This window comes from Pandoraea oxalativorans, from assembly GCF_000972785.3.
Taxonomy (GTDB): Bacteria; Pseudomonadota; Gammaproteobacteria; order Burkholderiales; family Burkholderiaceae; genus Pandoraea; species Pandoraea oxalativorans.
Genome location: NZ_CP011253.3, coordinates 5,567,630 through 5,593,933, shown reverse-complemented (window position 1 = coordinate 5,593,933; position 26,304 = coordinate 5,567,630). Strand labels below are relative to the sequence as shown.

Below are 26,304 nucleotides of genomic sequence, written 5' to 3'. Positions count from 1 at the left end.
CGATGTGAGGACGACGAGTGCAAACTCCGCCGCCCGATGGCGTACGCCCCGAAGCGGAGACAATCGATGATCACGCTGGATGCGCATCAAACCGCGCAGTTGTTGCCTTATCCTCAATTGGCCGATGGCATCGAGGCCATGCTCATGGAGATGCGCTCGGGCACCGCCCGCGCCCCGGAGCGTCTGCACTTTCCCCTGACCGAACCCGAACGCGGCCGCCGCACCGGCGTGCTGCTCGTGATGCCAGCCGTCAATCGGGAGGTCGCGATGACCAAGCACATCACCGTGCATCCCGAGAATTGCCGTGCGGGCAAACCGTCGATTATCGGCGAGGTGATGGTGTTCGACCCGCACACGGGCGAGCGTCAGATGCTGCTCGACGGACCGACCGTCACCGGGCGGCGGACCGCTGCCGTCACGCTCTTTGCCGCGAGAAAGTTTGCACCGCGTCCGAAGGGGCCGGTGCTGATCGTCGGTGCGGGTGTGCAGGCGAAGGCGCATCTGGAGGCCTTCGCGGCGGGCATGGGCACGCGTCATTTCATGATCTTCTCGCGCAGTCCGGAGCGCGCCCACGCGCTGGCCGATCACGCCGCAACACTGGGTGTGGAAGCGACCGTGGTGGATGCGATCGAGCCTGTACTCAATACCGTGAGCATCGTGATCACGGCGACGACCAGCAACGAACCGGTGTTGCCCGACAGCGACGTGACGCGCTGGCGCGACGACATTTTCGTGGCGGGCGTGGGCGCATTCCGCCCGGACATGCGCGAGTTGCCGCCGCAGCTATGCCGCGACGCCGCCGTGCGCGGCACGCTGGTGGTCGATACGTGGGAAGTGAAGCACGAGGCGGGCGATCTGCTGCACGCCGCCATCGACTGGGGACGCGCCGCGCCCCTGATGGACGCCATCATCACGCCCGACCGTTTCCGATCAAGCGGGCCGGTACTCTTCAAGAGCGTGGGTTACGCGCTGTGGGATCTCGCTGCGGTGCTGTGCGCACGCGCGAATCTTGCGAAGGATGGTGTGCCCGCCGCTTAAGCAAATCGGCGGGCCATAAAGCGGGCGATCAAGCAGGCCATTAGCAGGCTATCAAGCAGGCTATTAAGCGCGCCACTAAGCGGGCAACGCAAACGGCACACCTGCGGATGCCCCCGTCGGCAACGGGTATCGCGCTGCCGCCTCCGGCGTAATCACATGTACCGGCAGGCCCAGCGTCGTTTCGATCAGATCGGCTCGCATGACTTCGTGTGGCGTGCCGGTGGCGAGAATGCGCCCGTCCGCCAGCAACGCCATACGGTCGGCGTGACGCGCCGCGAGGTTCACGTCGTGCACGATGGCCATCGCACCGAATCCCCACGACTTCCCCAGCGTGCGCGTGAGCGACAGCAGATGATGCTGATGGGCGAGGTCGAGCGCCGCCGTCGGCTCGTCGAGCAACAGGTAGCGCGGCACCGACGCGGCGGACGCGCTCTCACCCGGCCCGTCCGGCCACAACTGCGCGAGCACCCGCGCGAACTGCACGCGTGCCCATTCCCCGCCTGAGAGCGTCATTACGTCGCGATGAATCAGCGACAGCGCACCCGCCTGATCGAGGGCGAGTGCGGCAATCTCCGTGTCGCTACGGCTCGCCTTCGGAAACGGCAGGCGTCCCATCGTCACGATCTCCAGCGCACTGAACGGAAAGGACAACTGCGCCGTTTGCGGTAGCACGGCGCGCAGACGCGCCAGCGCCGCCGTCGAGTATTGCGAGAGCGGCGCACCGTTGAGCGTGATCGCGCCGCTCATATGCGTGCGCGGCGGCAACGGCTCCCCCGCCAGCGCTTTGAGCAGCGTGCTTTTGCCCGCGCCGTTCCGGCCAAGCAACACAAGCAACTCGCCGGGACGGATCTCGAGCGAAAGGCCGTCGAGCACGGGCGAATCCGAGTGGGCAATGGTGAGGTCGTAGGCACTGAGCATGGCGATGTCCTGATGTTGGCCGGTGTTGTCGGTCGGCAGAGGTCGTGGTCGCGGCGGTGGTCGTCTGGTGGGCGCAAGCGCCCGTCACAGACCGAACTGCCCGCGGCGTCGCCACAGCAGCATGAGGAAGAAGGGGGCGCCGAGCAGCGCCGTCAGAATGCCCAGCGGCAGTTCCGCAGGCGCAACCCACGTGCGGGCCACGAGGTCGGCAAGCAGCGTCAGAATCGCGCCGAAGAGGGCTGCCGCAGGCAGCACGGCGCGCGGGTCGGGGCCGACGACCAGGCGCACGATATGCGGCGCGATCAGTCCGATGAAACCGATCATGCCGCTCGACGCCACCAACGCGCCCACGCACAACGCACACGCCACCATCACGCGTCGCTTGACCGATTGCACCGCCACGCCGAGGTGCAGCGCCTCCGCTTCCCCGAGCAGCAACGCATTGAGCGAGCGGCACTGCGAGGCGAGGGCGACGATGCCCAGCGCGACCGGCCACACGATCACGGCGAGCATCGACCATTGCGCGCCGCCCAGACTGCCCAGCGTCCAGAAGGTGAGCGTGCGCAATTGCGTGTCGTTAGCGAGATACGTCAGCAAGCCGATGGCGGCCCCCGAGACGGCATTGATCGCGATACCCGCGAGCAGGAGCAACGGCAGGGCGAGGCGGCCGCGTCCGGCGGCCAGACGATAGACGAGCGCCGTGACCCCCAGCGCACCCACGAACGCCGCGAGCGGCAGCATCCACAAGCCGAGCGACGCCGCGAGCGCGGCAGGTAGCAATACCGTACCGAGCACGATCACGCTGGCCGCGCCGAGCGCCGCACCGCTTGCCACACCGATCAGCCCCGGATCGGCCAGCGGATTGCGAAAGAGCGCTTGCAACGCGGCACCGGCCGCACCGAACCCTGCGCCGACCAGCACCCCCAGCACGATGCGCGGCAAACGGATCTGCAGCATCACGTTGCACGCCTGATCCTGCGCAAAGTCGCCCGTCGCCCCACGGAACAGGGCGGTGATAGCGTCGACGGGCGCGATGCGATAGGCGCCGCCACACAACGCGGCCAGCACGGCTGCGGCGAGCAGGCCGACGAGTACCGTCATGACGATCCAGCGCGGCGGACGCCGACGTGCAGCACCGGTGTGGCGTGGCACATCGTGACGGGCGGTCGAGGCATCGGACGTCGCGGTCCCGCTGCGGCTGGGCGTGCTGGACGAACTCGACGAACTCGACGAACTCGACGAAATGGGCTTCGGAATCGGAGGAGCAGCTGACATGGCAACGATGACTGGCGAGTGGCTGGCGAATGACGGGGGTTGGGGCCGGAGGAGGGGCATTGGGGTGACGGCACGAAGTCGGTCGCAACGTCACGCCACGCTCACGTAAAGGCCCTCAGGTGGTATGCACGCGTCTGGCAAGCTCGGCGACCGCCTGTGGCAGGCGCGGGCCGAAGCCGAGCAGATAAAGCGCGTCGAAACTGACGACGCGTCTGGCGCGACCCGCCGGTGTGTTGGCGAGTCCCGGCTGCGCGAGCAATGTGGTGGCCGGGTCGGCGGGCGAGGGGCCCGTCGTGGTCGTAAGTAGCACGTCGGGTTGCGCTGCGACGGCCGCTTCCGCAGTCAGCGGACGGTAGCCATTGAACCCGCGCAGCGCGTTCTCGGCACCGGCATAAGCCAGCATCGCATCGGCGGCGGTGTCTTGCCCCGCGACCATGACCTGATTGCCCGTATGGCCGAGGATGAACAGCACGCGCGGACGCTTTTGAATGCCGTACATCTCTTCGACCTTGCCACGCGCCTGAATCCAGTCGGACATGAAGCGGCCTGCCACGCGCACGCCTTCGTCGTTCAGCTTCATCGCGTTCGCGACGCCGCGAATGTTGTCGCGTACCAGCTCGGCCGTATAACCGTGCTTGAAGTGCTGCACGGTCACGCCGGCGGCCGCAATCTGCGACAGCACGTTGGGCGGCCCGGCTTCCGCGCCCGCAAGCAACAGATCGGGGTGCAGCGAGAGCACACCCTCGGCCGAGAGCGAGCGCAGGTAGCCGATCTTGGGCAGCCGGGTCGCCGCTTCCGGATACAGGCTCGTCAGGTCGTTGGCGATCACGCGGTTCTGCGCACCGAGTGCGTAGACGATTTCCGTCAGCGCGCCACCGGCGACGATCACGCGCTTCGGTCCGTCCTTGGCGACGGGCGCATCCGTTGCCGCATGCGCCGCGCCTACGAGCGCATGCGGGAGCAGCGCGCCTAGCCATGCGCCAGCGGCGAGCGTCGCGCCACCGCCGAGCAGGGCGCGACGCGTGATGCGGGACGCCCCGTGTGCCTCGTGTGCCCGGGGTGCGTCTACCGGATTGTTCTCGTCGGGCTTGTTCACGCTGAAGCCTTGTATCTTCGTCTTCGTGATGGTTAGCTACCGTCACATGAGGTGAAGTGAGCATGTTTGGAGCCTGAAGGCTTGGACCTTGCTGTGGAGATAATGCCCTTCGCCTCGCCCTCACCAGCACAGACACTGAACGGTAGCCAAGGGCGTGGACCCTGTATGTACAAGGCAAGTGGGTGAGTTGGTATTGATTCCTCGATTAAGGATCAAATTGATGTTCTACCTCGGTATTGATGTTGCCAAAGCCAAGCTGGATTGCTGCCTGCTGGACATGACAAACGGCAAGCGTAGTACGAAGGTTGTTGCCAATAGCCGCGCCGGCCTAACCGATCTGTTGGGCTGGTTGGGCAAGAGACACACCGAGCCGAGCCACGTACATGTCGCGCTCGAAGGTACCGGCGTCTATCACGAGATGGCCGCGTGTGGCCTGCACGATGCCGGGCTCTCCGTGTCTGTCGTTAATCCTGCGCAGGTGCGTGCTTTTGCGACGGGAATGGGCGTGCGCACGAAGAACGACATGGTAGACAGCCACGTGTTAGCGCGCTTTGCGATGCACGCACAGCCAATGCGCTGGAGTCCTCCAGCGCCCGAGGCTCGCATACTTCAAGCACTGATGGCGCGCCGTGAAGCGCTTGCACAAGATCTTCAGCGTGAGCGCAACCGGCATGAGAAAGCGGAAATCACGGCTCCAACGGCGCTAGTCCTGCATTCGATTCTCGAGACGATCGAGTTTTTGGAGCGCCATTTAGCCAGCCTGCAACGCGAGATCGATGATCACATTGCTGCCCATCCGGGCCTTAAAGCAAACTTGATGCTGCTGCAAAGTATCCCGGCAGTTGGCCCTCAGGTAGGCCGCACGCTGCTTGCCATCATGCACGCGCGCCACTTCGATTCTGCAGAACAACTTGCGGCGTATCTCGGCCTGGTGCCGGTGCAGAGGCAGTCGGGATCGTCGATCCAGGGCCCTTCACGTTTATCGAAGGCCGGGCCGCCCAAGGTACGGGCAACTCTCTACATGGCGGCCGTCGTCGCTAAACGCTATAACCCCCACATCAAGGCATTGTGTGAACGCTTGGCAGCGCGTGGCAAATCCACCATGTCTATACTCGGCGCTGCAATGCGTAAGCTTGTGCATCTGTGTTTCGGCGTTCTGAAGACACGACAGCCTTATCGGGCGAACTACGTCGCAATCGCTTGACGGGCAAGACGGTATCTCCACAACCCCTTGCGAACCCTCCACGCGCACCAGCGTCGCGCGCCAGTCTTCGCGTTCGGCCTGACCCGGCTTGCGCTCGCCGAAGAACATGGCGATCACCATGCCCGAGGCGTCGAGCAGTTCGAGCGACGAGACGATGCCGTCCGCCGTCGGCTTGCGCACGATCCACGCGGTGTCGACGAGGTCTTCGCGCAGATGCAGATTGAAGCCCGGATCGAGGATGTTGACCCACGGACCCATCATGCGAATGTTCTTCACCGGACCGGTGTGGATCTGGATCATGCCCCCATTGCCGACGAACACCATGATCGGCAAATCGGTACCGGCGGCGTCTTCGAGCAGCGTACGGACGGCGGTGGCCGACACGCGCTGTGCGTGACCGGCGGGCGCGAGACGCAAGGCCTGCGCGCGCGACACACCGTGACGCTTGAGCATGTCGAAGAACTGATGCGTGTCGGTCATCGCAAGCCAGTCGCGCTGGAAGGCGTCGACGTCGATGTCGGCGTCGGGGGTCTCGGCCTCCGGGGCGTCGGCAGCGACCACGTGCTGCCCCGGCGTTTGATCGTCGGCGCGGAAACGGGCGACGAGCGCTTCAAAGGCGGCGACGTCGCTGTGATCGCGCAGGAACATCTTGTGCACGGCGGTGCCGGTCTTGTCGAAGAATTGCAGCGAGCGGCGCGGGCCGTTTTCCGTCGGTGTTTCGACGGCGTAACCGTAGGCCCACTGGTGATAGAAAATGCGCAGATCGAGGTCCTTGCCCAGCCCCAGACCGATGGTGCCCTGATGCGAGAGCTTTTCGTACTGACCGTCTTTCTCGTGGACGGCGGCGTTATTGCGCGTGAGCGCCATGACGCGTCCGAGCGCAGGCAGCGCTTCAACGATCTCGACGAATTCCGGACGCAGGCGCACGACGTGCTCGCCGACGAATGCCGCGACCGTCTCCCCTTCGGACACACCGAGCGCGGCGGCAGCGTCGCGATCACGCAGGTTCTGTTCCGTCTTCACTCGTTGGAATTCGCTGCGCAGACGGGTGACGTCGGCGAGCGCGGGGAATGCCGGGCGGGCGGTGGAAGGGGCGTTTTGAGCGTTCATCATGGCAGTTCCTTGAATAGCGTGTTTGCTGGCGATAGCGGATGGCTGGCATGCGCCGGCGCGGCGAAGCTCAGACGTTGAGCTGCTCGCGCCGACGCGGTTCTGGCGACCTGTCTTCGCAGGATCAGTACTGAAGCTTCAGGCTCACAGCCACGCTGCGGCCCGGTGCCGAATAGGCGTCCTTGACGTTGGAGTTGCCGGCGAGGTTGCGAACGTCCGACCAGTTCCAGTACTTGCGGTCGAACACGTTGTAGATCCCGGCGTACACCGTTGCGTGCTTGTTGATGTGATAGCCACCGGACAAGTCGAACACGATGGAGGTCGGCGGTGCCCAGCAGTTCTGGTTCTGCTGCGTGCCGGCCGTGCAGGTCTTCGCGATCAGGCTTTGCGACTTGGCGGCCTGGAACATCAGGTCGGCCTGCGCGAACCACGTGCTGTTCGGCTCGTAGCGCACACCCAGAACCATCGAGAACGGGTTGATGGTGTTGAGCGGCTGGCTCGCGGCGCCGTTGTCTTCCGTCGTGCCGTGCGTGTACGCCATGGCGGTGCGCAACGTAATGCCGCCCTTGAGCGCCCACGTCGCGCGGCCTTCCCAGCCCTGAATGTTGGCGCGGCTGAAGTTGACGTACTGGTAGATGAGCGGATCGTTCGGGCGGCCCGAGCCGCTGATGTTCTGCTGCGAGATGAAGTTGCGGTACTTGCCCGCGAACACGGCGGTGCTGTACGTCACGGGCCCGAGTGTGGTGGCCAGACGGCCGCGCAGACCCAGCTCGATGGTGTCGCTCGTCTCAGGCTTGAGGTTCGGATTCGCGATCGACATGTAGCCGAAGATCGGATTCGAGAAGCCGTTGTTGACCTGATCGGGCGTCGGCGTGCGGAAGCCGCGCGCGTATTGCACGTACGGAATCAGCGACGGCGCGATCTCGTACATCACCGCGATGCGCGGCGAGAAGGCGGAGTCGTTCGACGACGTGGGCTGCACGCGTGCGCCCGATGCCGTTTGCGAGACGTACAGCGGGTCGTTCTGCTTGGGCGACAGCCAGTAAGCGTCGTAACGGATACCCGGCGTGACGGTCAGCGCGCCGTAACGGATTTCGTCCTGAAGGAACGCGCCGAAGAGCGTGTAGTTCGTGTCCGGGAAGGCCTTGTTCGGGAACGACTCCCCCACGCCCGGCACGGTGCCGTTACGGTAGCTGGTGATGTAGGCCAGGCTCGCGTCGGTGCCGTACACCAGCTTGTGCGCGAGCGCACCGGTGGTGAAGTTGCTCTCGGCTTGCAACGAGCCGCCCACGGTGCGTTCCTTGTACGTGTTGTCGCGCGTACGGTCGCCGGCCGTGCGTTTTTCGTACGAGTACTGGCTGTTCTTCGCGTCCTGGAAGTACAGCAGCGCGTGTGCGTTCTGGATGTAGGCCTGTGAGGCGTCGTTGAAGTCGTAATCGAGGCTGACGCGGTTGCGCTCCAGACGGTCGCTCGTGTGCAGGCCGAGCGTCGTGGGCGGGTTGACGGCGGACAGCACGTCCGAATCGGTGCGACGGCGCACGTTCTCGGCGGTGAGCTTGAACGTCGAGAAAGGCGTGGCCTTGAAGACGAGCTTGCCGAGGATCGAGTCGCCGTTGGTGTCCTGCGGGTTCGCCGTCGTGCGCGCGGTACTCGCGGAGTTGTTAGTGCCCTTGCCGTCGAGTTCGTGGCCCTTGTTGCCGTCCACGATCAACATGCCTTGCCACTGCTCGCCACCCCACGCGGCCTGCGCGGTCGTGCCGAAGCTACGGTCCATCGAGTTGTAGTACGGACGCAGCGAGAAGTAGGTGGACTTGCCGAACACGTCGAGCAGGTCTTGCGGATCCTTGGTGAGGAAGTTGACGACACCGGTCAGGCCGTCGCTGCCATACAGCGATGAGGCCGGACCGCGCAGGATTTCGATGCGACGCAGCAGGTCCATGCCCATGTAGTCGCCACGGCCGGCTTCGAGCGGACCGAACGAGTACGAGGAAGGCATGCGGATACCGTCTTCGAACAGCGCAACGCGATTGCCTTCGAGACCGCGGATGTTGATGCTGGAGTTCCCATCGCGACCGCCACCGGCAGCAGCAGAGGCCGGACGGTACGGTGCGCGACGCACGGTAACACCGGGCTCGTAGCGCAGCGCTTCCTTAATGTCCTGCGCCTGCTGTTCCTCGATGTCCTGATCGGTGATGACCGAGATCGAGGCTGGCGTACGTTCGCTGGCCGTGGGTGTGCGCGTTGCCGTTACGTTCACCTCTCGCAGATTGGCTTCGGCAAGCTGAATCGGTGCGTTACGCGACGGCGATGCCTGCGCGAGCTGAATCGTCTGGGTGGACTGGACGGGGTTGGCGGGCTGCGCCGAACCGTCGGCCGGAGCCTTTTGCGCGAAAGCGGCAGGCAGCCAGAACGCGGCAAGCACCGCGCCTGCGAGCGGATGCAGACGCCGGCGTGACTCGGACGCCGGTGGGCGTCGCGAGGCTTCGGCTCGTGCGCCACGCAGGGCGCTGGTCGAACCGTTGGCGCCGTATTCCCGGCGCATGGACATGACAAAGGCGCGGCCCCCGCCGCTCGACGACTGCTTCACTGCTGGCTCCCAGTGCAAAAAACCCCGTTGCTGGCTGGCGAGCGCTCGTGGCAATCGGCGTGTGAGCGGCGTCTCTCGACGCTTCACTACACGCTGGCAGGCGCGGCTGGCGAAAAAATCTCACGCCACCCGGCCGCAATGTTCGGCCTTGAGACGAAGAGCTTGGATAAGGACTTGAAAAGACTTAAATGAGAATCATTTGCATTTTTAGCGAAGATCCTCCGGTCCGTCAAGAGGGAATGTTGCGCAATGTCAGCGTATGGGAAGTCTCACAGAAGCCGCGAAAATCACCCGACGTCAGATGGGCAAACTCGTATCGAACTTGATTTCACGCAGTACAACGCTGGTCTTAACGTTGGAAACCGCAGGAAGACGGAAGATGTGTTCGTGCAGGAAGGCGTCGTACGCCTTGATGTCCGGCGCCACGATCTTGAGGATGTAATCCGCCTCACCGGTGGTGCTGTAGCACTCGGTGACTTCTGGACAGGTGCGGATCTCGCGTTCGAACTGCTCCGTGCCGCCTTCCGTGTGACGCGTGAGTTGCACGTGGGCGAGGGCGCACACATGCAGGCCGAGCTTTTCCCGGTCGAGTAGCACCGTGTAGCGCTGGATCACGCCGCTTTGCTCCATGTCCTTGATGCGGCGCCAGCACGGCGTGGCCGACAGGCCGACGTTTTCAGACAGTTCCTGCGCCGAACGGCGCGAGTCGATCTGCAGCAGACGCAGGATCTGCCGCGCAAAGTTGTCGAGTAATTCCATTTCTCGAAATCGCCTTTTGCGAAATGAACGTTTCTTATTGTGCGCCGAAAGGAGTGAAATAGTAAAAATCTTTCTCGGGCCTCCCCATACACTGCTTCCATAACCGACGCGTTCACGCGCCATGCGCAACGCCGTCGAAACGAACAGAACAAATGCCCCCGAAGCACCGCTGGCACGTCGATACACCGATGACGTTGCCCGCCGGACGCGGGGATCAGGAGATACCCGATGAATGCCCCCATGCGCGCCGCCCTTGCGTCGCCCACCGCCAACCCCCTGGCCCATCCCGATTACCAGCTCTCCGATGCGCTCACCGCGCGTAGCGGTCAGATTTTCCTGACCGGTACGCAGGCGCTGGTGCGCATCCTGCTGATGCAACACCAGTTGGATGCGGCACGCGGCCTGAACACGGCGGGCTTCATCAGCGGCTATCGTGGCTCGCCCCTGGGCGGCGTCGACCAGCAACTGTGGAAGGCGAAGAAGTTGCTCGACGCGGCGAGCGTCAAGTTCCTGCCGGCGATCAACGAGGAACTGGGCGGCACGGCCGTGATGGGCACGCAGCGCGTGGAAGCGGACCCCGAGCGCACCGTCGAAGGCGTGTTCGGCATGTGGTACGGCAAGGGCCCCGGCGTGGACCGCGCGGGCGATGCGCTCAAGCACGGCAACGCATACGGCGCATCGCGCCATGGCGGCGTGCTCGTGGTGGCGGGTGACGATCACGGTTGCGTGTCGTCGTCGATGCCGCACCAGAGCGACTTCACGATGATGTCGTGGAGCATGCCGGTGCTCAATCCGGCCGATATCGGCGAACTGGTCGAGTTCGGTCTGTATGGCTACGCGCTGTCGCGTTTCTCCGGTGCGTGGGCAGGCCTCAAGGCCATCTCCGAGACGGTCGAGTCGCGCGGCACCGTCGATCTCGACAAGATCCGCACCGACTGGGCCGAGCCGCTCGACTACGTGGCACCGGCGGGCGGTCTGCACAATCGCTGGCCCGATCTGCCGAGTCTGGCGCTCGAAGCGCGTCTGGCGGACAAGCTCGACGCCGTGCGCGCCTTCTCGCGCGTGAACAGCATCGACAAGTGGATTGCCCCGGCACCCGACGCCGACATCGGCATCGTGACGTGCGGCAAGGCGCATCTGGACCTGATGGAGACGCTGCGCCGTCTGGACATCACCGTCGACGACCTCGCGGCCGCCGGTGTGCGCATCTACAAGGTGGGGCTGTCGTTCCCGCTGGACATGTCGCGTCTGGACACCTTCGTCGCCGGGCTGAAGGAAATCCTCGTCATCGAGGAGAAGGGCCCGGTCGTCGAGCAGCAGATCAAGCAGTACCTGTACAACCGCACCACGGGCACGCGTCCCGTCGTGCTTGGCAAGACCGATGCCGAAGGCCGTACGTTGCTCTCCGCGCTGGGCGAGTTGCGTCCGTCGCGCGTGCTGCCGGTGTTTGCCGAATGGCTGGCGAAGCATCGTCCGACGCTGGACCGTCGTGAGCGCGTGGTCGATCTCGTCGCGCACGACATTCTGTCGAATGCGGCCGACGGCGTGCGCCGCGTACCGTATTTCTGTTCGGGCTGCCCGCACAACACGTCGACGAAGGTCCCCGAGGGGTCCATCGCGCAGGCGGGCATCGGTTGTCACTTCATGGCGTCGTGGATGGATCGCGACACGACCGGGCTGATCCAGATGGGCGGCGAGGGCGTGGACTGGGCGGCGCATTCGCACTTCACGAAGCGCGCGCATGTCTTCCAGAATCTGGGCGACGGCACGTACTTCCACTCGGGGCTGCTGGCGATTCGTCAGGCGGTCGCGTCGAAGGCGAACATCACCTACAAGATCCTCTACAACGATGCGGTGGCGATGACGGGCGGACAGCCTGTCGACGGCTCCATTTCCGTGCCGCAGATCGCGCGTCAGGTGGAAGCCGAGGGCATCGCCAAGCTGGTCGTGGTGAGCGACGAGCCGGAGAAGTACATCGGTCACGAAGGGCAATTCCCGAAGGGCACGACGTTCCATCACCGCAGCGAACTCGACGCCGTGCAGCGCGAATTGCGCGAGATTCCCGGCGCGACCGTGTTGATCTACGACCAGACGTGTGCCGCCGAAAAGCGTCGCCGTCGCAAGAAAAACGAGTTCCCGAATCCGGATCGACGTCTGTTCATCAACGAAGCGGTTTGCGAAGGCTGCGGCGATTGCGGTGTGGCGTCGAACTGTCTGTCGGTCGAACCGGTGGAAACGGCGATGGGACGCAAGCGTCGCATCGACCAGTCGTCGTGCAACAAAGACTTCTCCTGCGTGAACGGCTTCTGCCCGAGCTTCGTGTCGGTCAAGGGCGCGCAGTTGAAGAAGGCGCTGGCTGCCGCATTCGATCAGGCCGCGTTCGAGGGACGTCTGAACGCGTTGCCGCAGCCGGTGGCGCTCGCAGGCGATGCGCCGTTCGACATCATGGTCACGGGCGTGGGTGGCACGGGCGTGGTGACGATCGGTGCGCTGATCACGATGGCCGCGCATCTGGAAGGCAAGAGCGCGTCGGTGCTCGACTTCATGGGCTTTGCGCAGAAGGGCGGTGCCGTGCTGTCGTTCGTGCGATTCGCGAACACGCCGCAAGCGCTCAATCAGGTGCGTATCGACACGCAGCAGGCCGACGTGCTGCTCGCGTGCGACATGGTGGTGGGGGCGAGTGCCGACGCGTTGCAGACGGTGCGCCGCGACCGCACGCGTGTGGTGGTCAACACGCATGCGATTCCGAATGCGACCTTCGTGCAGAACCCGGATGCGAAACTGCACGCGGGGGCGCTGCTGGAGAAGATGCGTCACGCGGCGGGCAACGACAAGCTCGACGCCTGCGACGCGCAAGCGCTCGCGCAGCGCTTCCTCGGCGACACGATGGGCTCGAACATCATCATGCTCGGCTATGCGTGGCAACTGGGTCTGGTGCCGGTCTCGCTGCAGGCACTGCAACGCGCCATCGAACTGAACAACGTGGCCGTGCCGATGAACCATCTGGCGCTGGCAATCGGCCGTCTGGCGGCGGGCGACCCGGCTGCGCTGACGGAAACGACCGCCAAGGCGACGCACGCACCGATGCATGCGCCAGTCGCCGACGACATGACGTTCGACGCGCTCGTCGCGCATCGTGTGGACTTGCTGACGCAGTATCAGAGCGCGGCCTACGCCTCGCAATTCACGGCGTTCGTGAAGCAGGTGGCCGATGCGGAAACGCGTGTGACCGGTGCGCCGGGACGTCTCTCGCGTGCGGTGGCTCAGCAGCTCTCGCGTCTGATGGCTTACAAGGACGAGTACGAAGTGGCGCGTCTGTACGCTGCCACGACATTCACCGATGCGTTGGGTGAGACGTTCGAAGGCAAGCCGGGCAGCGACTTCCGTCTGGAATTCCACATGGCGCCGCCGCTCATCGCTCGTGGCAAGGACGGCGGTGTGCCGAAGAAGGTGACGATCGGACCGTGGCTGTGGCCGGTGTTGCGCGGGATGGCGAAGCTGCGCGGTCTGCGTGGCGGTGCGCTCGACGTCTTCGGTTACACGCTGGAGCGTCGCATGGAGCGCCAGCTGATCGCCGACTACCGCACGACGATTGAGCGCGTGCTGGCCGTTCTCTCGGCGGACACGCTGGCCGACGCGATTGCGCTGGCCGAAGCCCCGGCGAAGATTCGTGGCTACGGACACGTAAAGCTGGGGAATCTGGCGATGGCCAAGCGTGTGGAAGCGACGATTGCCGGTCGTCTGGGCGTGACGCCTGCCACCGGCGACGCTGTCGAGCAGGCCCTCGCGCACGCCCGCAGCAGCGGCAAGTCGCTCAAGGGCATTCCGGTGGTGACGTCGCGGTAAGTACCGGAATCATTTTCGCTGTTCGCAGCAGGAATGATTTGCTTCGAGAGAAAAACGGCGGTGGAGCAAGCGATACGAGTCGCTGTCCCACCGTCGTTTTTTGTTGGTCGCGCCGCTTACTCCAGTGACACCCGACGGCTGTATGGACGAGGGCTTAGTGGGCCGATGGAGTGCGTGAGATCGGGACCATTCGGGTAAATATCCCAAGACCGATGGCGGTCATGCCTGAGCACAAGAAAACAAACTCAATGCTGGTCACGTTTGATAGAGCGCCCCCGAGCAGAGGCGCGATGATCATCAGAAGCAATTGGAGGCTTCTGCCCGTGGACGTGACTGTTCCTAATACTTCGCGCGGACAATATTGTTGGAACATGAGCATCACCAACATGACCCCCAGTCCGTACCCGAATCCGTTGCCTATCCACAATGAGAGCATTGCGAAGACGGGCACTTCGGTTTGTGCGAACACCATTGCTGCGGGCGTCAATACAGTTAAGCCGAAGAGTATCGATGACACAGTTAGCAGAGTGGTCGGAGAACATCTTTTGATTGCGCTTTTGAAGGCTAACGAGCCAATGATGGCACCCGCTGCGGTACATCCAACGATGCTGCCAAAAGTGCCGTCGGGATAGCCTCTTGCCTTGAGAAACAGGGCTAACAATGCGTCGTAAAAGCCCAAAACGAATGCTTGGCAAAGCGTAACGGTGAATCGCCCCGGCTTTCGAGGAGGCCGGTTGGTTTAAGTTAACGCAGGCGCTTCAGCAGTATTTCTGAGTTGCCTGTAGTAGTTTGCCTCAGCCTCGGCTGGCGGGATATAGCCCAGCGGTTCCATCAGCCGATGATGGTTGTACCAGGCTACCCATTCCAGGGTGGCGAGCTCGACGGATTCCTTCGTTTTCCAAGGCGCTCGCCGGTGAATCAGTTCCGTTTTGTATAGACCGTTGATCGTTTCCGCCAGGGCGTTGTCATAGCTGTCGCCGCGGCTGCCGACCGATGGCTCAATGCCCGCTTGGGCAAGTCGCTCGGTGTACCGAATGGAAACATATTGCGATCCCCTGACGCCCTTCTAAAGGTCAAGAGGTAAATTGGGTCTGCGCGATCTGGCGGTAACGTTGCCGGATGGCGTAGAAGACCTCTCGTGCGATATAGCGCTTGAGGCATCGAATCGCTTCAAGCTTTGAGTGGCCCTCGCTGACGCGTTTGGCGACATAGGCTTTTGTGCGATCGTCGGTTCGCAATCGACCGATGGCGATAATGTGCAGGGCGCTGTTGGCCGCGCGATCTCCACCGCGATTCAGTCGATGTCGTGTCACCTTGCCAGAAGACGCCGGGACGGGACTCACTCCACAGAGGGCGGCGAAGCTGGCCTCTGACTGAAGCCGGTCGCTGTTGTCGCCAGCGGTCAGTAGCAGTTGCGAAGCGGACTCATAGCCAATTGAATACCGGGAGACCAGATCGGGGGCGAGTTCATCGACCAGAGCCGCGATCATGACATCGAGGTCGGCGATCTCGTCGTGCAACTCGAGATACCGACGCCCCAGTGATTTTAATGCAATCCGGTTGGCAGAGATCAGGCTCCGATAGTCAGACAGATCGGGACGCCACGCGGCCAATGTTCGAATAAGCTGCATCCGTGTCATCTTGCGCAGCGATTCGCGTAACTCGTCAGGCGCGCTGATGATGGTACTGTGAATTAGTTGCAATGCAACGCGCCTCGCGGAGATGGCGGTCTTCCGGCAGACTTTCAGAACGCGCAGCGATTCAATCATGCCGTCGCGTGTCTTGGGCGTGACTGTACGCACACCAGCAAAGGCAGCATGCGCCGCGTTGCAAGCGTCCAGCGTGTCGTCCTTGCCGCGTTTGCGCCGGTCGCTCCTGTCGGGTGCCGTGACCTCAAGCACCGTTACGTGGGCCAGTTGAAGGTAGCGAAGCAAGCCCGCTCCGTAGGAGCCGGTGCATTCGACGCCAACCCGGGCAAGCTCTCCGAATGAGCGCATCCAGAGCAGCATCTGTTTGTAGCCATGCCGCGTGGTAGGGAAGCATTCACTGCCGAGCAGACGATCGTGTTCGTCAACGACAGCTGCAACATGCACGTCCTTATGGGTATCCACGCCGCCCACAACGTTGCGATATCCAGAAATAGCCGGTTCTTCTTTCATGAGCCTTGCTCCGGTTGCCGATGAGATTGAGGCGATTTCACCGGCATCGAGTACCTGGACAAGACAGTAAAGCGACAGAGCGTCAGGCCCTTCTTGAGTCACACGTATCGACGAGGCGAAACCTCGCCGCTCGGCGGTTCCGGACGATCGACAGGTCAGGGGAAAGACACTACGTCGATCGGAATGTGGGTCAGGTCGCCCGGAACGCTTTACGGCACCAAAAGTCGCCGGACAGCCCTCATTGAAAGCCGCGAGAAGCCCGGAAACATCTGATACCCGTATTCTTACTGTCGGAGTGATGGATCAGCGTCCCGTCGTCGCCCGGTTGGCGGGCATACAGCGCTTGTTCAAGCGCATCGAGTACGAAGTCGGTGCGCATGGTACGACTCACCCGCCAGCCAACGATGCGTCGTGCAAACACGTCGATGACGAACGCCACGTACAGCCAGCCCTGCCACGTCGAAACGTAGGTGAAATCGGAAACCCAGAGCTGATTCGGCCGGTCGGCTTTGAATTGGCGATTGACCCGGTCCAGCGGGCGAGGTGCCGAGACATCGGGAATCGTTGTGCGAACCCGTTTGCCGCGCACCGCGCCTTGCAATCCCAGCCGCTGCATCAGTCGCTCGACCGTGCAGCGGGCCACCCGAATTTGCTCCCGGTTCATCTGCCTCCAGACCTTGTCTGCGCCGTAGACCCGCATGTTGGCGTGCCAGACACGCTGGATTTCCGGGCACAGCACGTCGTCACGCTTGACTCGGGCGCAGCGCTTGGATGGATCGCGAAGCTGGGCAGCATGGCGCCAGTAACCCGACGGGGCAATCCGCAAAACCTTGCAGATCGACTCGACCCCGAAGGTGTCGCGATGCTGATCGATGAAGGCTTTCAGGACTTGATACGGCGGTCGAGCTCCGCCTGGGCGAAAAACGCGCTGGCCAGTTTGAGAATCTCGTTGGTCTTGCGCAATTCCTTGTTCTCGCGCTCCAGCGCCTTCAGGCGATCACGCTCGCTCGCGCTCAGGCCGGCACGTTCGCCGTTATCGATCTCGTCGCGCTTGACCCAATCGTTCAGCGTTTGCGGCGTGCAGCCGATCATCGGCGCAATCGACTCGACCGCCGCCCACAGCGACGGATGCTCGCTACGCTGCTCGCGCACCAGGCGCACTGCGCGCTCCCGGACTTCCGGGGAAAACTTGCTCGATCTCTTGTTCATGGCTCCATTCTCTCAAGAGTTGGAGCCTTGTATCTTCGTCTTCGTGATGGTTAGCTACCGTCACATGAGGTGAAGTGAGCATGTTTGGAGCCTGAAGGCTTGGACCTTGCTGTGGAGATAATGCCCTTCGCCTCGCCCTCACCAGCACAGACACTGAACGGTAGCCAAGGGCGTGGACCCTGTATGTACAAGGCAAGTGGGTGAGTTGGTATTGATTCCTCGATTAAGGATCAAATTGATGTTCTACCTCGGTATTGATGTTGCCAAAGCCAAGCTGGATTGCTGCCTGCTGGACATGACAAACGGCAAGCATAGTACGAAGGTTGTTGCCAATAGCCGCGCCGGCCTAACCGATCTGTTGGGCTGGTTGGGCAAGAGACACACCGAGCCGAGCCACGTACATGTCGCGCTCGAAGGTACCGGCGTCTATCACGAGATGGCCGCGTGTGGCCTGCACGATGCCGGGCTCTCCGTGTCTGTCGTTAATCCTGCGCAGGTGCGTGCTTTTGCGACGGGAATGGGCGTGCGCACGAAGAACGACATGGTAGACAGCCACGTGTTAGCGCGCTTTGCGATGCACGCACAGCCAATGCGCTGGAGTCCTCCAGCGCCCGAGGCTCGCATACTTCAAGCACTGATGGCGCGCCGTGAAGCGCTTGCACAAGATCTTCAGCGTGAGCGCAACCGGCATGAGAAAGCGGAAATCACGGCTCCAACGGCGCTAGTCCTGCATTCGATTCTCGAGACGATCGAGTTTTTGGAGCGCCATTTAGCCAGCCTGCAACGCGAGATCGATGATCACATTGCTGCCCATCCGGGCCTTAAAGCAAACTTGATGCTGCTGCAAAGTATCCCGGCAGTTGGCCCTCAGGTAGGCCGCACGCTGCTTGCCATCATGCACGCGCGCCACTTCGATTCTGCAGAACAACTTGCGGCGTATCTCGGCCTGGTGCCGGTGCAGAGGCAGTCGGGATCGTCGATCCAGGGCCCTTCACGTTTATCGAAGGCCGGGCCGCCCAAGGTACGGGCAACTCTCTACATGGCGGCCGTCGTCGCTAAACGCTATAACCCCCACATCAAGGCATTGTGTGAACGCTTGGCAGCGCGTGGCAAATCCACCATGTCTATACTCGGCGCTGCAATGCGTAAGCTTGTGCATCTGTGTTTCGGCGTTCTGAAGACACGACAGCCTTATCGGGCGAACTACGTCGCAATCGCTTGACGGGCAAGACGGTATCTCCACAAAATCCGGGGCGGTTCACGGTGAATACACGTCGTAGTAGGGGGTGGTCCCGCAGTACGGCATGGAACACTGCCCATACAGGACGTCTGTGGACGTTGGCTCTGACGTGCTTCGTGGACACTTCGCGTCCAGGAAGTAGAACGACACCCGCAAGTCCAAGTGCGGCAGACACTGCGAATCCTGGCAAATGCCATGCCGCTAGCATCGCGGCGATGAGTGGCGCGACGAGCTTGGCCATCTGGTCGATCAAGGTAACTTTGCTTGTGTTTCCGGCAAGCGCGTCATTGGAAAGCAGGCGGCGAAACAATTGCTGCTCGGCTGGGCCAGGAATCAAATTGGCCAGTCCTTTCATTGCCACACAAATCAGGAATAGCTGAAGTGTAGGTGCGAGCAAAAGGGCTATCGCGGCGACCGCGCGAATGACGTAGCTCCAACGAAGCATGACCCAGGGACAACGACGGTCAACGAAGGCACCGATCCATGGGCCAGCGAGAACGCCAGGAACTCCGTAAAACGTCATGGCTAGTCCAATGACTACAGCGTCGGCATCCCAGCGAAATGCGAGACTCTCGAAAATCAATGTGAAGTCTATCCATAGGATCGAAGCTCCAACCGCGCGGGACGCCAGCAGACGCGAATAGCTTTGTGCGCGAAAGGTATGTTTCAAGGCTGATCTCGAGGTGTCAATGTTGCACCCTGCTTACGCATGTAAAGGCTTCCTCCGATGACGAAGCCGTCTAACCCTGTCACGGATCGCCGTATAGGAGCCAATTGATGATCGGCGCATAGGCGCCAGCGCAGGATCGGCGTAAAGGCGCCAGTCGAGGATCGCCGTAATGGTGCCACGTAATGATCGGCGTATTGGCGCCACCTGCGTCGTGCAGTGAAACGCGGTTCGAACTTTCCCAACTGGGTACGCTTCGCTCTTTTCTGAGCGGAGCGCCCATGGCCAACCGGAGGTTCGAATTGTTTGAGTACCGCCAAGTCCTTGTCCGCATGCGGCAAGGCGATTCCGACCGCGACATAGCGCGCGCCGGGCTTATGGGCCGCAAGAAGCTCACCGCCGTAAGGCGCACCGCGCAAGAGCTCGGCTGGCTCGATCCGTCGCGGCCGCTGCCGCAAGACAGCGTGATCGCCGGCCAGTTCGGCCGCACGCCACACCTGCCCAGCACCTGCGTGTCGACGCTCGAGCCCTTTCGCGAGCAGATCAGCAACTGGTTCGGAGCTGACGTGCAGGGCACGACGATTCACAGTGCACTCAAACGTAACCATGGCTACACCGGCAGCTACTCGGCTGTGCGTCGCTTCCTCAAGCATCTGGAGGCCGAACGCAGTGTCACCGCGACGACGATTCTGGACTTCCCGCCGGCCGATGCCGCGCAGGTTGATTTCGGCGCCGGTCCCGCGCTCATCCACGAATCAGGTCGCACGCTCAAGACGTGGTTCTTCGTCATGACGCTATGCTGGTCGCGTCATCAGTATGTCGAACTCGTGTTCGATCAGACCGTCGAGACGTGGCTGGCCTGTCACCGGCGCGCCTTCGAGTGGTTCGGCGGCTGTCCCGGGCGAATCATTATCGACAACGCGAAGTGCGCGATCATCAGGGCATGCACGTACGACCCCGAGGTCCAGCGTTCCTACGCGGGCCTCGCTGAAGGATATGGCTTCAGGATCGATGCCTGTCCCCCGCACGACCCGCAGAAGAAGGGCGTCGTTGAATCGGGAGTCAAATACGTCAAGAAGTCCTTCATGCCGCTGCGCGCGTTTCGTGATCTGCCGGATGCCAATCGGCAACTGCGCAAATGGATCATGCAGGAAGCCAGCGTTCGTGAGCACGGCACGACACGCGAACAGCCGCTGGCGCGCTTCGCCATCGAGAAGCCGCTATTGACGGCGCTGCCCGATGTACCGCCCGTGCTCGCCGCATGGTCCACGGTGACCGTTCATCGTGACGCTCACATCCAGCATCACAAGGCGCTTTACTCGGTGCCGTTCGCCCTGGTCGGCAAGACGCTGTGGGTGAAGGCGACAGACACGGTCGTGCAGCTGTTCCATCAGCACGAACTCGTGGCCACCCATCCCCGGCTGCGCAAGCCAGGCGCACGCTCTACCGTCCGCGATCATCAGCCCCCGGCAGCGCAGGCGTGGCTCGAACACGATCCGCAATGGTGTCTGGCGCGGGCCAAAGAAATCGGTCCTGCCTGCCACGCGCTGATTCTGACGCTCTTCAACGATGAGGTGCTTGTCAACCTGCGCGGTGCGCAGGGGATTGTCCGACTTCGTGGCAAGGTGGGTGACGCGCGGCTGGATGCCGCATGCGAACGGGCGTTGGCCCATGCTAGTCCCAGATGGCGAACGGTCAAGACGATTCTGGACAAAGGTCTGGAAAGCGAGCCCATCGCAGCGTCCCCGCAAACGCTCACCGATACCTACGTCAACGGCGGCCGCTTCGGTCGCAATCTCCAATCCCTGCTGATCCACTAAACACCCATGAACCCCAGTCCTGAACTGAACACAGCCCTCAAGCAGTTGCGCCTGTCCGGCGTGCTCGATTCTCTTGAGCAGCGCAACCGGCAGGCCATTGACGGCCAGCTCGCGTATACGGAGTTCCTCGCCATGCTGCTGCATGACGAAGTCGCCCGGCGCGACCAGAAGAAGCTGCGCACCCGCTTGGCCCGCGCTGGCTTCGCAATGGGCAAGACCCTTGAAACGTTCGACTTCGACCGGCTGCCAAACCTGAATCGGACCCATATTCACGACCTTGCTACCGGCCGTTATATCGATGAGAAGGTCGCGATTCTCATTGCCGGGCCAACAGGTACTGGCAAGTCACACCTGGCCCAGGCACTGGGCAATTGCGCCGCCCGGCAAGGACGCGATGTCGTGTTCGCCACGCAGACCAGGCTATTGAACAGTCTGCAGGCAGCGCGCGCGACCGGTACCTATGAGCGCAAACTGAAACAGCTTGTCAGCGTACCAGTTCTCATCGTCGACGACTTCGCGCTCAAGCCGCTGCGCTCGCCGCAAGATGAAGACTTCCACGACCTGATCGCGGAAAGGTACGAGACTGCTGCGACGATCCTGACCAGTAACCTCGACTTCAGCGAATGGGGCGATGCGTTTGCCGGCAACCGCATCCTCGGCGCCGCCACACTCGATCGCCTGCGACACGGCGCCTATCGTATCGTGCTCGATGGTGACAGCTTTCGAACGCCTAGGCCAATGCCTGACCTCGATCAGACGCGGCTTGCGAAATCAACAAAAAAACCGCATTCTTGAGTCCGTTCGAATCCGCGTTTTACCTCACTTCAAACTGGCGCCATTACGGCGATCATCCCCGGCGTCATTACGCCGATCCGTGACAAACCCGACGTCCAAAGCAAAGCGAGCTAGATCCGACGCTCTGTTAATGAATCCTGTTCCGTTGAAATTCAGCGACGTATTGCAAAGGACACCGAACCCCGACAGTTTGCGAAATTTGGAAAGAACCTCGTGAAGCGCAGGATTTTGTTCTTTAGATAGCGTTTGAACCCGGGCTGAGCCATCGACGTGGGTGACTGCGGGCAGGTGAGTACTCAATACGCGCCGGAAGTGGAGCATATAAGGACTAGGGGTAGCAGGAAGGAAGTGCTCGGAGACCTCTTCCTCTCGGCAAATGGGAGCAATTGGCCGGAATCCTTCACGTCGCTTCAGTCGATTAATTCTCTCGAGCGTGCCCCGATTCAATGGGCTAGCGAGAATTGAGCGATTTCCCAGTGCGCGTGGTCCGATCTCCGCGTTTCCGTTTGCCCAGCCGAGGATCGCGCCGGCATGAAGCTGTTTGGCTATCTCACATGAGGTAGCGGGAGTCAGATGGAAGTCCGCATGTTCTAGTTCGTCCAGAACGAAGGCGGGACCAGAATATACAGACCACTTTAGCTTGGCTGAACCAGTCAAATGAAACTGTGCGTCTGCAGCAGTGCCGATGGCGGAACCGCTATCGTTCGCACACGGAGGAGCAAAGACGTCCGAGAACATTCCGGTATCTTCTAAGGCGGAATTCCATTCGCAGTTCAGGCCGCATCCGCCAGAAATCAGCAAAGGTGCGCGTTGTATTACACAGTCGCGTATTGCAGATTCGAAGTGCTTGTAGATTGCATCGGAAATAAGGCGCGCCAATCGCTTTCCTGCATTCGACGTCACTCCGCAATTGTGCTGCGAGAATTCCTGAAAATCGGTTTTTCCAAACTTGGGGATCTCATTTGGGTGCGATAGCAACATATCGACCAACTGCTGCTCTTCCGGGGTCGGGTTGATGTGATCGCAGTAGGCCGCCAGTGCCATTAGTTTTCCTGCGTCGGACAGTCTCACCGCGCCGGGCTGTAGTTTGAAGGACGGGTCCATGAGGCCGTAAGCGAACGCGTATCGAATTCCTGGCCCCCACATGACATCGCGTAGCAGCTGAATATTCAGTGCTTCATCCATGTGATAGAACCGACCGATATGACCCTCCCACACCAACGCATAACACGCGGTTCCTTGAGGAAAAGGTGAAAGGGCGTATGCGCACATAATGTGCGGTAATGCCCCCGTTTTCCACGGTCAGCAGAAGTAGAAACTAAGCGACCATGGCAAGCCGCTGCTTCGGGGTAAAACCGCCCAATGCCATATTCGGGCGCTCGTGATTGTAAATCCACATCCAGTCGGCCGCCGCTTCGCGAACCTGCTCCAGGTCCTCCCACAGGTACTGCGACAGCCATTCGTATCGCGCAGTCCGGTTGAACCGTTCGATATACGCATTCTGCTGCGGCTTGCCCGGCTCGATGTATTCCAGCCGGATGCCTTGCTTCTGCGTCCATGTCACGATGGCCGCACTCAAATATTCCGGGCCGTTGTCGCACCGGATGACCTTCGGCTTGCCTCGCCATTCCATATGCTGCTTCAGCGTGCGAATCACCCGCTCGGATGGCAACGAGAAATCCACCTCGATGCCCAGCGCCTCGCGGTTGAAATCATCAATCACGTTCAGCGTCCGGATACTGCGCCCGTCAACCAGTTGGTCATGCATGAAGTCCATCGACCACACTTCATTGATGGCCTCCGGTACCGATAGCGGCTGCGGCGTTTCGCGCACCAGCCGCTTTTTCGGCTTGATGCGCAGGTTCAGCTCCAGCTCCCGGTAAATCCGGTAAATGCGCTTGTGGTTCCAGCCGAATCCCTTCACATTACGCAGGTAGAAGTAGCACAGCAGAAAACCCCAGTTGCGATGGCAGCCCGTAATACGCAGTAGCCAGTCGGCAATCTCTTCGTTCTCCGTGTTCAACTTCGCCGCGTACCGGTAGCACGACTCGCTGATGCCGAGCACCGCGCACGCCACACGAATTGACACGCGCCGCTGTTGCACAACTTGCTTTGCCATCTCGCGCCGACGAGATGGCTTCAGAACTTTTTTTGCAGGGCCTCCGAGGCAATCTCAGCCTTGAGCTTCTCCTCGATGTACATCTTGCGAAGCCGGGTATTCTCCGCCTCCAGCTCCTTCATGCGCGACATCATCGACGCGTCCATGCCGCCGTACTTCGAGCGCCACTTATAAAACGTTGCCGAACTGATGCCCAGTTCTCGGCACAGCTCCGGCACCGCCAGCCCAGCCTCCGCGCGCTTGAGCGCCTCCAGTATCTGGCTGTCCGTGAATCTCGACTTCTTCATCTGCAGAACTCCCTCTTAACGAGAAAATTCTACTTCTCCTAGCGGTGGATTTCAGGGGGCATTACCACGTCAGTATCGATAAAGTAGCCGGTGGCCCATGATTGGATGCCCAGTGCCGTCGACACCAATTGAAAAGTTTGCGCTAGGCACCCCACGTCCATTAGGGCGACACGGTAAGCGCGTGAGTGGGGATATTTCCACCATAGCTTGTCAAAGCGAGAGGTCACGAACACCCCATACGCTAGCTCTTTTGCAACCGTTTGACCGCAGAGCAATCGGCAAACCGTATCGTCACTCGGCGCATCTCCGACGTAGGAGAGTTCGTGGCGAATTGATCGATAGTGGTATACGCCAGGTGAAAGCCCGGAAACGTTGAGCGCGACGAGAAATGGTTCGCTGGGCTGCATGGATCCGCCCGAAGGCGAGGTGCGCCGATAGCCGACGGAGCGCATTCCTAACTGGGACAGGTCCGTGCGTGAGCTTCCATGGACCGCGCCGAATGTCGTCCACAGCGTATCTGCCACATCTTGAAGAGATACGGGACGGTTAAGAAAAGGTTCATCGCGCAATAGCGTGGAGGGATTTGACAAGTTTTCGTACTCTTGATGGCAGGAATTTGCCATCAGGAGTGCGTGGAGATGCTGGATCGCAAGCTGCTGGAGTCGCTGGGAGGCTGGCAGGGCTATGCCGTCGAACGCGTGGAGTGGCCCGAGGGCACAGGGCGCACGCTGTCGATCTATTTGAAGCCAACCGCCAAGGTGATGCTGTGCGAGCAGTGCGGCGCACGATGTCGCCAGGTCCATGAGACCACGGTGCGCCGGGTGCGAGATCTGCCGTTATTTGAGTACCGGGTTGTTCTTCATGTTCCACGCCGGCGCTTGTTGTGTGAGCAATGCGGTGGCCCGCGCCTGGAGCGGCTTACTTGGCTGGGTCGCTACCAGCGGGTGACGGATCGGCTTGCGGCGGCCTGCAGCCAATTGCTGCAATCGAGCAACGTGCAGGCGGTGGCGAGGTTCTTCGAGCTGGGTTGGCATACCGTCAAGACGCTGGACAAGGCCCGGCTCCGAGCGTCAGTGCGCGAACCGGATTGGTCCAGGATCGAGTATTTAGCGATGGACGAGTTCGCCCTGCATAAAGGGCATCGGTACGCGACGGTAGTCGTCGATCCGATCAGCAGGCAGGTGCTGTGGATCGGCCCAGGACGCTCACGCGAGACGGCTCGGGCGTTCTTCGAGCAATTGCCGCGTGGGGTCGCCCAACGCATCAAGGCCGTAGCCATCGACATGACTACGGCCTACGAGTTAGAAATCCAGGCCCACTGCCCACGGGCGGAGATCGTCTATGACTTGTTCCATGTCGTGGCCAAGTACGGACGAGAGGTCATTGATCGGGTGCGCGTGGATCAGGCCAACCAACTGCGCCAGGACCGTCCCGCGCGCCGGGTCATCAAATCGAGCCGCTGGCTGTTATTGCGCAACCGCGACAAGCTAGACCGGCAGCAGGCCGTCCGGCTCGACGAATTGCTGCAAGCCAACCAGCCGCTGCTGACGGTCTATGTCCTGAGGGACGAACTCAAGCGGCTCTGGTTCTACCGAAGACCTGCCTGGGCAAAACAAGCCTGGCACCACTGGTGCGAGCAGGCCGAGCAAAGCGGAATAGCCCCCTTGAACACCTTCGCTCAGCGTCTGAAAGGCTATCTGCATGGCATCCTGGCCAGATGCCGACATCGTCTAAACACCAGCATCGTTGAGGGCATTAACAACACTATCAAGGTCATTAAGCGGCGCGCCTACGGCTACCGAGACCAGGAATACTTCTTCCTCAAAATCCGCGCCGCCTTCCCCGGTAATGCTCAATGAACCTAAGAAAAGCGCGGCAGGTGTATCGTGCCTTCAACGTTGAACCCAAATCCGCGCCGGTGATGTTGCGCGGGGCTGGGAGCGCCGTAATCGGTCCGCCGCGAAGTACTTCGTTGTCGGGAATCTTGTCGGCTACAGAGGTGCAGTGCTCGATGTATCCCAAGTATGGAATTGCCCCCGGAACTTGTTCGCTCCTGGGTACCTGTGTACCCACGTGGAACATCCTAGACAAGCAGTCCCATCCCCATGCCTCAGGGTCGGATTTGGATAGCACGCCTGCCTCGGTTATCTCGGTATCGATTGCGTCGTCGCGGCG

The 26,304-nt window shown here is 61.7% G+C and carries 18 protein-coding genes, 3 pseudogenes and 1 other annotated feature; of the genes and pseudogenes, 7 read left to right on the top strand and 14 right to left on the bottom strand.

Annotated features, from left to right (window positions below):
• Nucleotides 1–66 precede the first annotated feature (66 nt).
• Nucleotides 67–1,038 (top strand): delta(1)-pyrroline-2-carboxylate reductase family protein, encoded by a 972-nt coding sequence (locus MB84_RS24705; RefSeq protein ID WP_084009971.1) that lies wholly within the window; start codon nt 67–69, stop codon nt 1,036–1,038.
• Nucleotides 1,039–1,113: 75 nt separating this feature from the next.
• Here the strand turns inward: MB84_RS24705 and MB84_RS24700 are convergent, their stop codons facing one another.
• From MB84_RS24700 to MB84_RS24685, 3 genes are all read right to left on the bottom strand, one after another.
• The gene (locus MB84_RS24700; protein WP_046290239.1) at nt 1,114–1,956 is read right to left on the bottom strand and encodes a heme ABC transporter ATP-binding protein; all 843 of its coding nucleotides are present in this window, start codon (nt 1,954–1,956) and stop codon (nt 1,114–1,116) included.
• 84 nt (nt 1,957–2,040) lie between these two features.
• On the bottom strand, nt 2,041–3,231 hold the full coding sequence (locus tag MB84_RS24695; RefSeq protein WP_084009970.1) for a FecCD family ABC transporter permease: 1,191 nt from the start codon (nt 3,229–3,231) through the stop codon (nt 2,041–2,043).
• A 115-nt stretch (nt 3,232–3,346) separates the two neighbouring features.
• The gene (locus MB84_RS24685; protein ID WP_046293234.1) at nt 3,347–4,258 is read right to left on the bottom strand and encodes a heme/hemin ABC transporter substrate-binding protein; all 912 of its coding nucleotides are present in this window, start codon (nt 4,256–4,258) and stop codon (nt 3,347–3,349) included.
• A 289-nt stretch (nt 4,259–4,547) separates the two neighbouring features.
• Between MB84_RS24685 and MB84_RS29235 the strand changes: the two genes are divergently transcribed.
• Nucleotides 4,548–5,531 carry an IS110 family transposase gene (locus MB84_RS29235; RefSeq protein WP_046290016.1) on the top strand — a complete coding sequence of 328 codons (984 nt, stop codon included), beginning with the start codon at nt 4,548–4,550 and terminating at the stop codon, nt 5,529–5,531.
• Between the two features lie 54 nt (nt 5,532–5,585).
• On the opposite strand, the pseudogene MB84_RS24680 reads toward MB84_RS29235, so the two are convergent.
• The 3 genes and pseudogenes from MB84_RS24680 to MB84_RS24670 form a co-directional block, all read right to left on the bottom strand.
• Nucleotides 5,586–6,644, bottom strand: a pseudogene (locus tag MB84_RS24680) (hemin-degrading factor); the annotation flags it as partial.
• Nucleotides 6,645–6,765: 121 nt separating this feature from the next.
• Nucleotides 6,766–9,189 carry a TonB-dependent hemoglobin/transferrin/lactoferrin family receptor gene (locus MB84_RS24675; RefSeq protein WP_084010094.1) on the bottom strand — a complete coding sequence of 808 codons (2,424 nt, stop codon included), beginning with the start codon at nt 9,187–9,189 and terminating at the stop codon, nt 6,766–6,768.
• Between the two features lie 336 nt (nt 9,190–9,525).
• Nucleotides 9,526–9,987, bottom strand: a complete 462-nt coding sequence (locus MB84_RS24670; RefSeq protein WP_039394177.1) for an Lrp/AsnC family transcriptional regulator — start codon at nt 9,985–9,987, stop codon at nt 9,526–9,528.
• A gap of 228 nt (nt 9,988–10,215) precedes the next feature.
• Between MB84_RS24670 and MB84_RS24665 the strand changes: the two genes are divergently transcribed.
• On the top strand, nt 10,216–13,833 hold the full coding sequence (locus MB84_RS24665) for an indolepyruvate ferredoxin oxidoreductase family protein (protein ID WP_157122841.1): 3,618 nt from the start codon (nt 10,216–10,218) through the stop codon (nt 13,831–13,833).
• 154 nt (nt 13,834–13,987) lie between these two features.
• On the opposite strand, the gene MB84_RS31750 is transcribed toward MB84_RS24665, so the two are convergent.
• The 4 genes and pseudogenes from MB84_RS31750 to MB84_RS29225 form a co-directional block, all read right to left on the bottom strand.
• Nucleotides 13,988–14,494, bottom strand: a complete 507-nt coding sequence (locus MB84_RS31750; RefSeq protein ID WP_425415923.1) for an MFS transporter — start codon at nt 14,492–14,494, stop codon at nt 13,988–13,990.
• Between the two features lie 78 nt (nt 14,495–14,572).
• Nucleotides 14,573–14,890, bottom strand: a pseudogene (locus tag MB84_RS29230) (integrase core domain-containing protein); the annotation flags it as partial.
• Nucleotides 14,891–14,906: 16 nt separating this feature from the next.
• Complete coding sequence (locus MB84_RS24655; RefSeq protein WP_046289963.1) at nt 14,907–15,992, bottom strand: IS110 family RNA-guided transposase; 1,086 nt, start codon at nt 15,990–15,992, stop codon at nt 14,907–14,909.
• A 289-nt stretch (nt 15,993–16,281) separates the two neighbouring features.
• Nucleotides 16,282–17,201, bottom strand: a pseudogene (locus tag MB84_RS29225) (IS3 family transposase); the annotation flags it as partial.
• Nucleotides 16,804–16,920 (bottom strand) — a sequence feature (AL1L pseudoknot). It overlaps the preceding pseudogene by 117 nt.
• A 238-nt stretch (nt 17,202–17,439) precedes the next feature.
• Between MB84_RS29225 and MB84_RS24640 the strand changes: the two are divergent.
• A complete protein-coding gene (locus MB84_RS24640) occupies nt 17,440–18,423 on the top strand; it encodes an IS110 family transposase (RefSeq protein ID WP_046289961.1) in 984 nt (327 codons plus the stop codon).
• On the opposite strand, the gene MB84_RS31745 is transcribed toward MB84_RS24640, so the two are convergent.
• Nucleotides 18,326–19,024 (bottom strand): MFS transporter, encoded by a 699-nt coding sequence (locus tag MB84_RS31745; protein ID WP_425415922.1) that lies wholly within the window; start codon nt 19,022–19,024, stop codon nt 18,326–18,328. The genes MB84_RS24640 and MB84_RS31745 overlap by 98 nt on opposite strands.
• A 386-nt stretch (nt 19,025–19,410) precedes the next feature.
• Between MB84_RS31745 and istA the strand changes: the two genes are divergently transcribed.
• Together istA and istB are read left to right on the top strand one after the other, a co-directional pair.
• Complete coding sequence (istA, locus tag MB84_RS24635; RefSeq protein WP_046293229.1) at nt 19,411–20,928, top strand: IS21 family transposase; 1,518 nt, start codon at nt 19,411–19,413, stop codon at nt 20,926–20,928.
• A 6-nt stretch (nt 20,929–20,934) separates the two neighbouring features.
• Nucleotides 20,935–21,723: an IS21-like element helper ATPase IstB gene (istB, locus tag MB84_RS24630; protein ID WP_046290236.1), complete on the top strand. Its 789-nt coding sequence runs from the start codon at nt 20,935–20,937 to the stop codon at nt 21,721–21,723.
• Between the two features lie 24 nt (nt 21,724–21,747).
• Here the strand turns inward: istB and MB84_RS29215 are convergent, their stop codons facing one another.
• The 3 genes from MB84_RS29215 to MB84_RS29210 all read right to left on the bottom strand — a co-directional run bounded on the left by MB84_RS29215 (nt 21,748) and on the right by MB84_RS29210 (nt 24,752).
• A complete protein-coding gene (locus MB84_RS29215; RefSeq protein WP_084009968.1) occupies nt 21,748–22,995 on the bottom strand; it encodes a carbamoyltransferase C-terminal domain-containing protein in 1,248 nt (415 codons plus the stop codon).
• A 46-nt stretch (nt 22,996–23,041) separates the two neighbouring features.
• Nucleotides 23,042–24,129 (bottom strand): IS3 family transposase gene (locus tag MB84_RS24625; RefSeq protein ID WP_157122635.1). Its coding sequence is split into 2 segments (ribosomal slippage): nt 23,042–23,880 and nt 23,880–24,129, totalling 1,089 coding nucleotides; the frame shifts between segments, so codons are not numbered across the junction.
• 38 nt (nt 24,130–24,167) lie between these two features.
• Nucleotides 24,168–24,752 carry a SagB/ThcOx family dehydrogenase gene (locus MB84_RS29210; RefSeq protein ID WP_084009967.1) on the bottom strand — a complete coding sequence of 195 codons (585 nt, stop codon included), beginning with the start codon at nt 24,750–24,752 and terminating at the stop codon, nt 24,168–24,170.
• A 15-nt stretch (nt 24,753–24,767) separates the two neighbouring features.
• Here MB84_RS29210 and MB84_RS24615 point away from each other — a divergent pair, with 15 nt between their 5' ends.
• Complete coding sequence (locus MB84_RS24615) at nt 24,768–25,988, top strand: ISL3 family transposase (RefSeq protein WP_046289972.1); 1,221 nt, start codon at nt 24,768–24,770, stop codon at nt 25,986–25,988.
• Nucleotides 25,989–26,304 lie beyond the last annotated feature (316 nt).

Bases quoted from the DNA above. Each gene is read 5' to 3' on its own strand.
- MB84_RS24705 (WP_084009971.1), top strand. From the start codon at position 67: ATGATCACGCTGGATGCGCATCAAACCGCGCAGTTGTTGCCTTATCCT.
- MB84_RS24700 (WP_046290239.1), bottom strand. From the start codon at position 1,956: ATGCTCAGTGCCTACGACCTCACCATTGCCCACTCGGATTCGCCCGTG.
- MB84_RS24695 (WP_084009970.1), bottom strand. From the start codon at position 3,231: ATGTCAGCTGCTCCTCCGATTCCGAAGCCCATTTCGTCGAGTTCGTCG.
- MB84_RS29235 (WP_046290016.1), top strand. From the start codon at position 4,548: ATGTTCTACCTCGGTATTGATGTTGCCAAAGCCAAGCTGGATTGCTGC.
- MB84_RS24675 (WP_084010094.1), bottom strand. From the start codon at position 9,189: ATGTCCATGCGCCGGGAATACGGCGCCAACGGTTCGACCAGCGCCCTG.
- MB84_RS24670 (WP_039394177.1), bottom strand. From the start codon at position 9,987: ATGGAATTACTCGACAACTTTGCGCGGCAGATCCTGCGTCTGCTGCAG.
- MB84_RS24665 (WP_157122841.1), top strand. From the start codon at position 10,216: ATGAATGCCCCCATGCGCGCCGCCCTTGCGTCGCCCACCGCCAACCCC.
- MB84_RS24655 (WP_046289963.1), bottom strand. From the start codon at position 15,992: ATGAAAGAAGAACCGGCTATTTCTGGATATCGCAACGTTGTGGGCGGC.
- MB84_RS24640 (WP_046289961.1), top strand. From the start codon at position 17,440: ATGTTCTACCTCGGTATTGATGTTGCCAAAGCCAAGCTGGATTGCTGC.
- istB (WP_046290236.1), top strand. From the start codon at position 20,935: ATGAACCCCAGTCCTGAACTGAACACAGCCCTCAAGCAGTTGCGCCTG.
- MB84_RS29215 (WP_084009968.1), bottom strand. From the start codon at position 22,995: ATGTGCGCATACGCCCTTTCACCTTTTCCTCAAGGAACCGCGTGTTAT.
- MB84_RS29210 (WP_084009967.1), bottom strand. From the start codon at position 24,752: ATGGCAAATTCCTGCCATCAAGAGTACGAAAACTTGTCAAATCCCTCC.
- MB84_RS24615 (WP_046289972.1), top strand. From the start codon at position 24,768: ATGCTGGATCGCAAGCTGCTGGAGTCGCTGGGAGGCTGGCAGGGCTAT.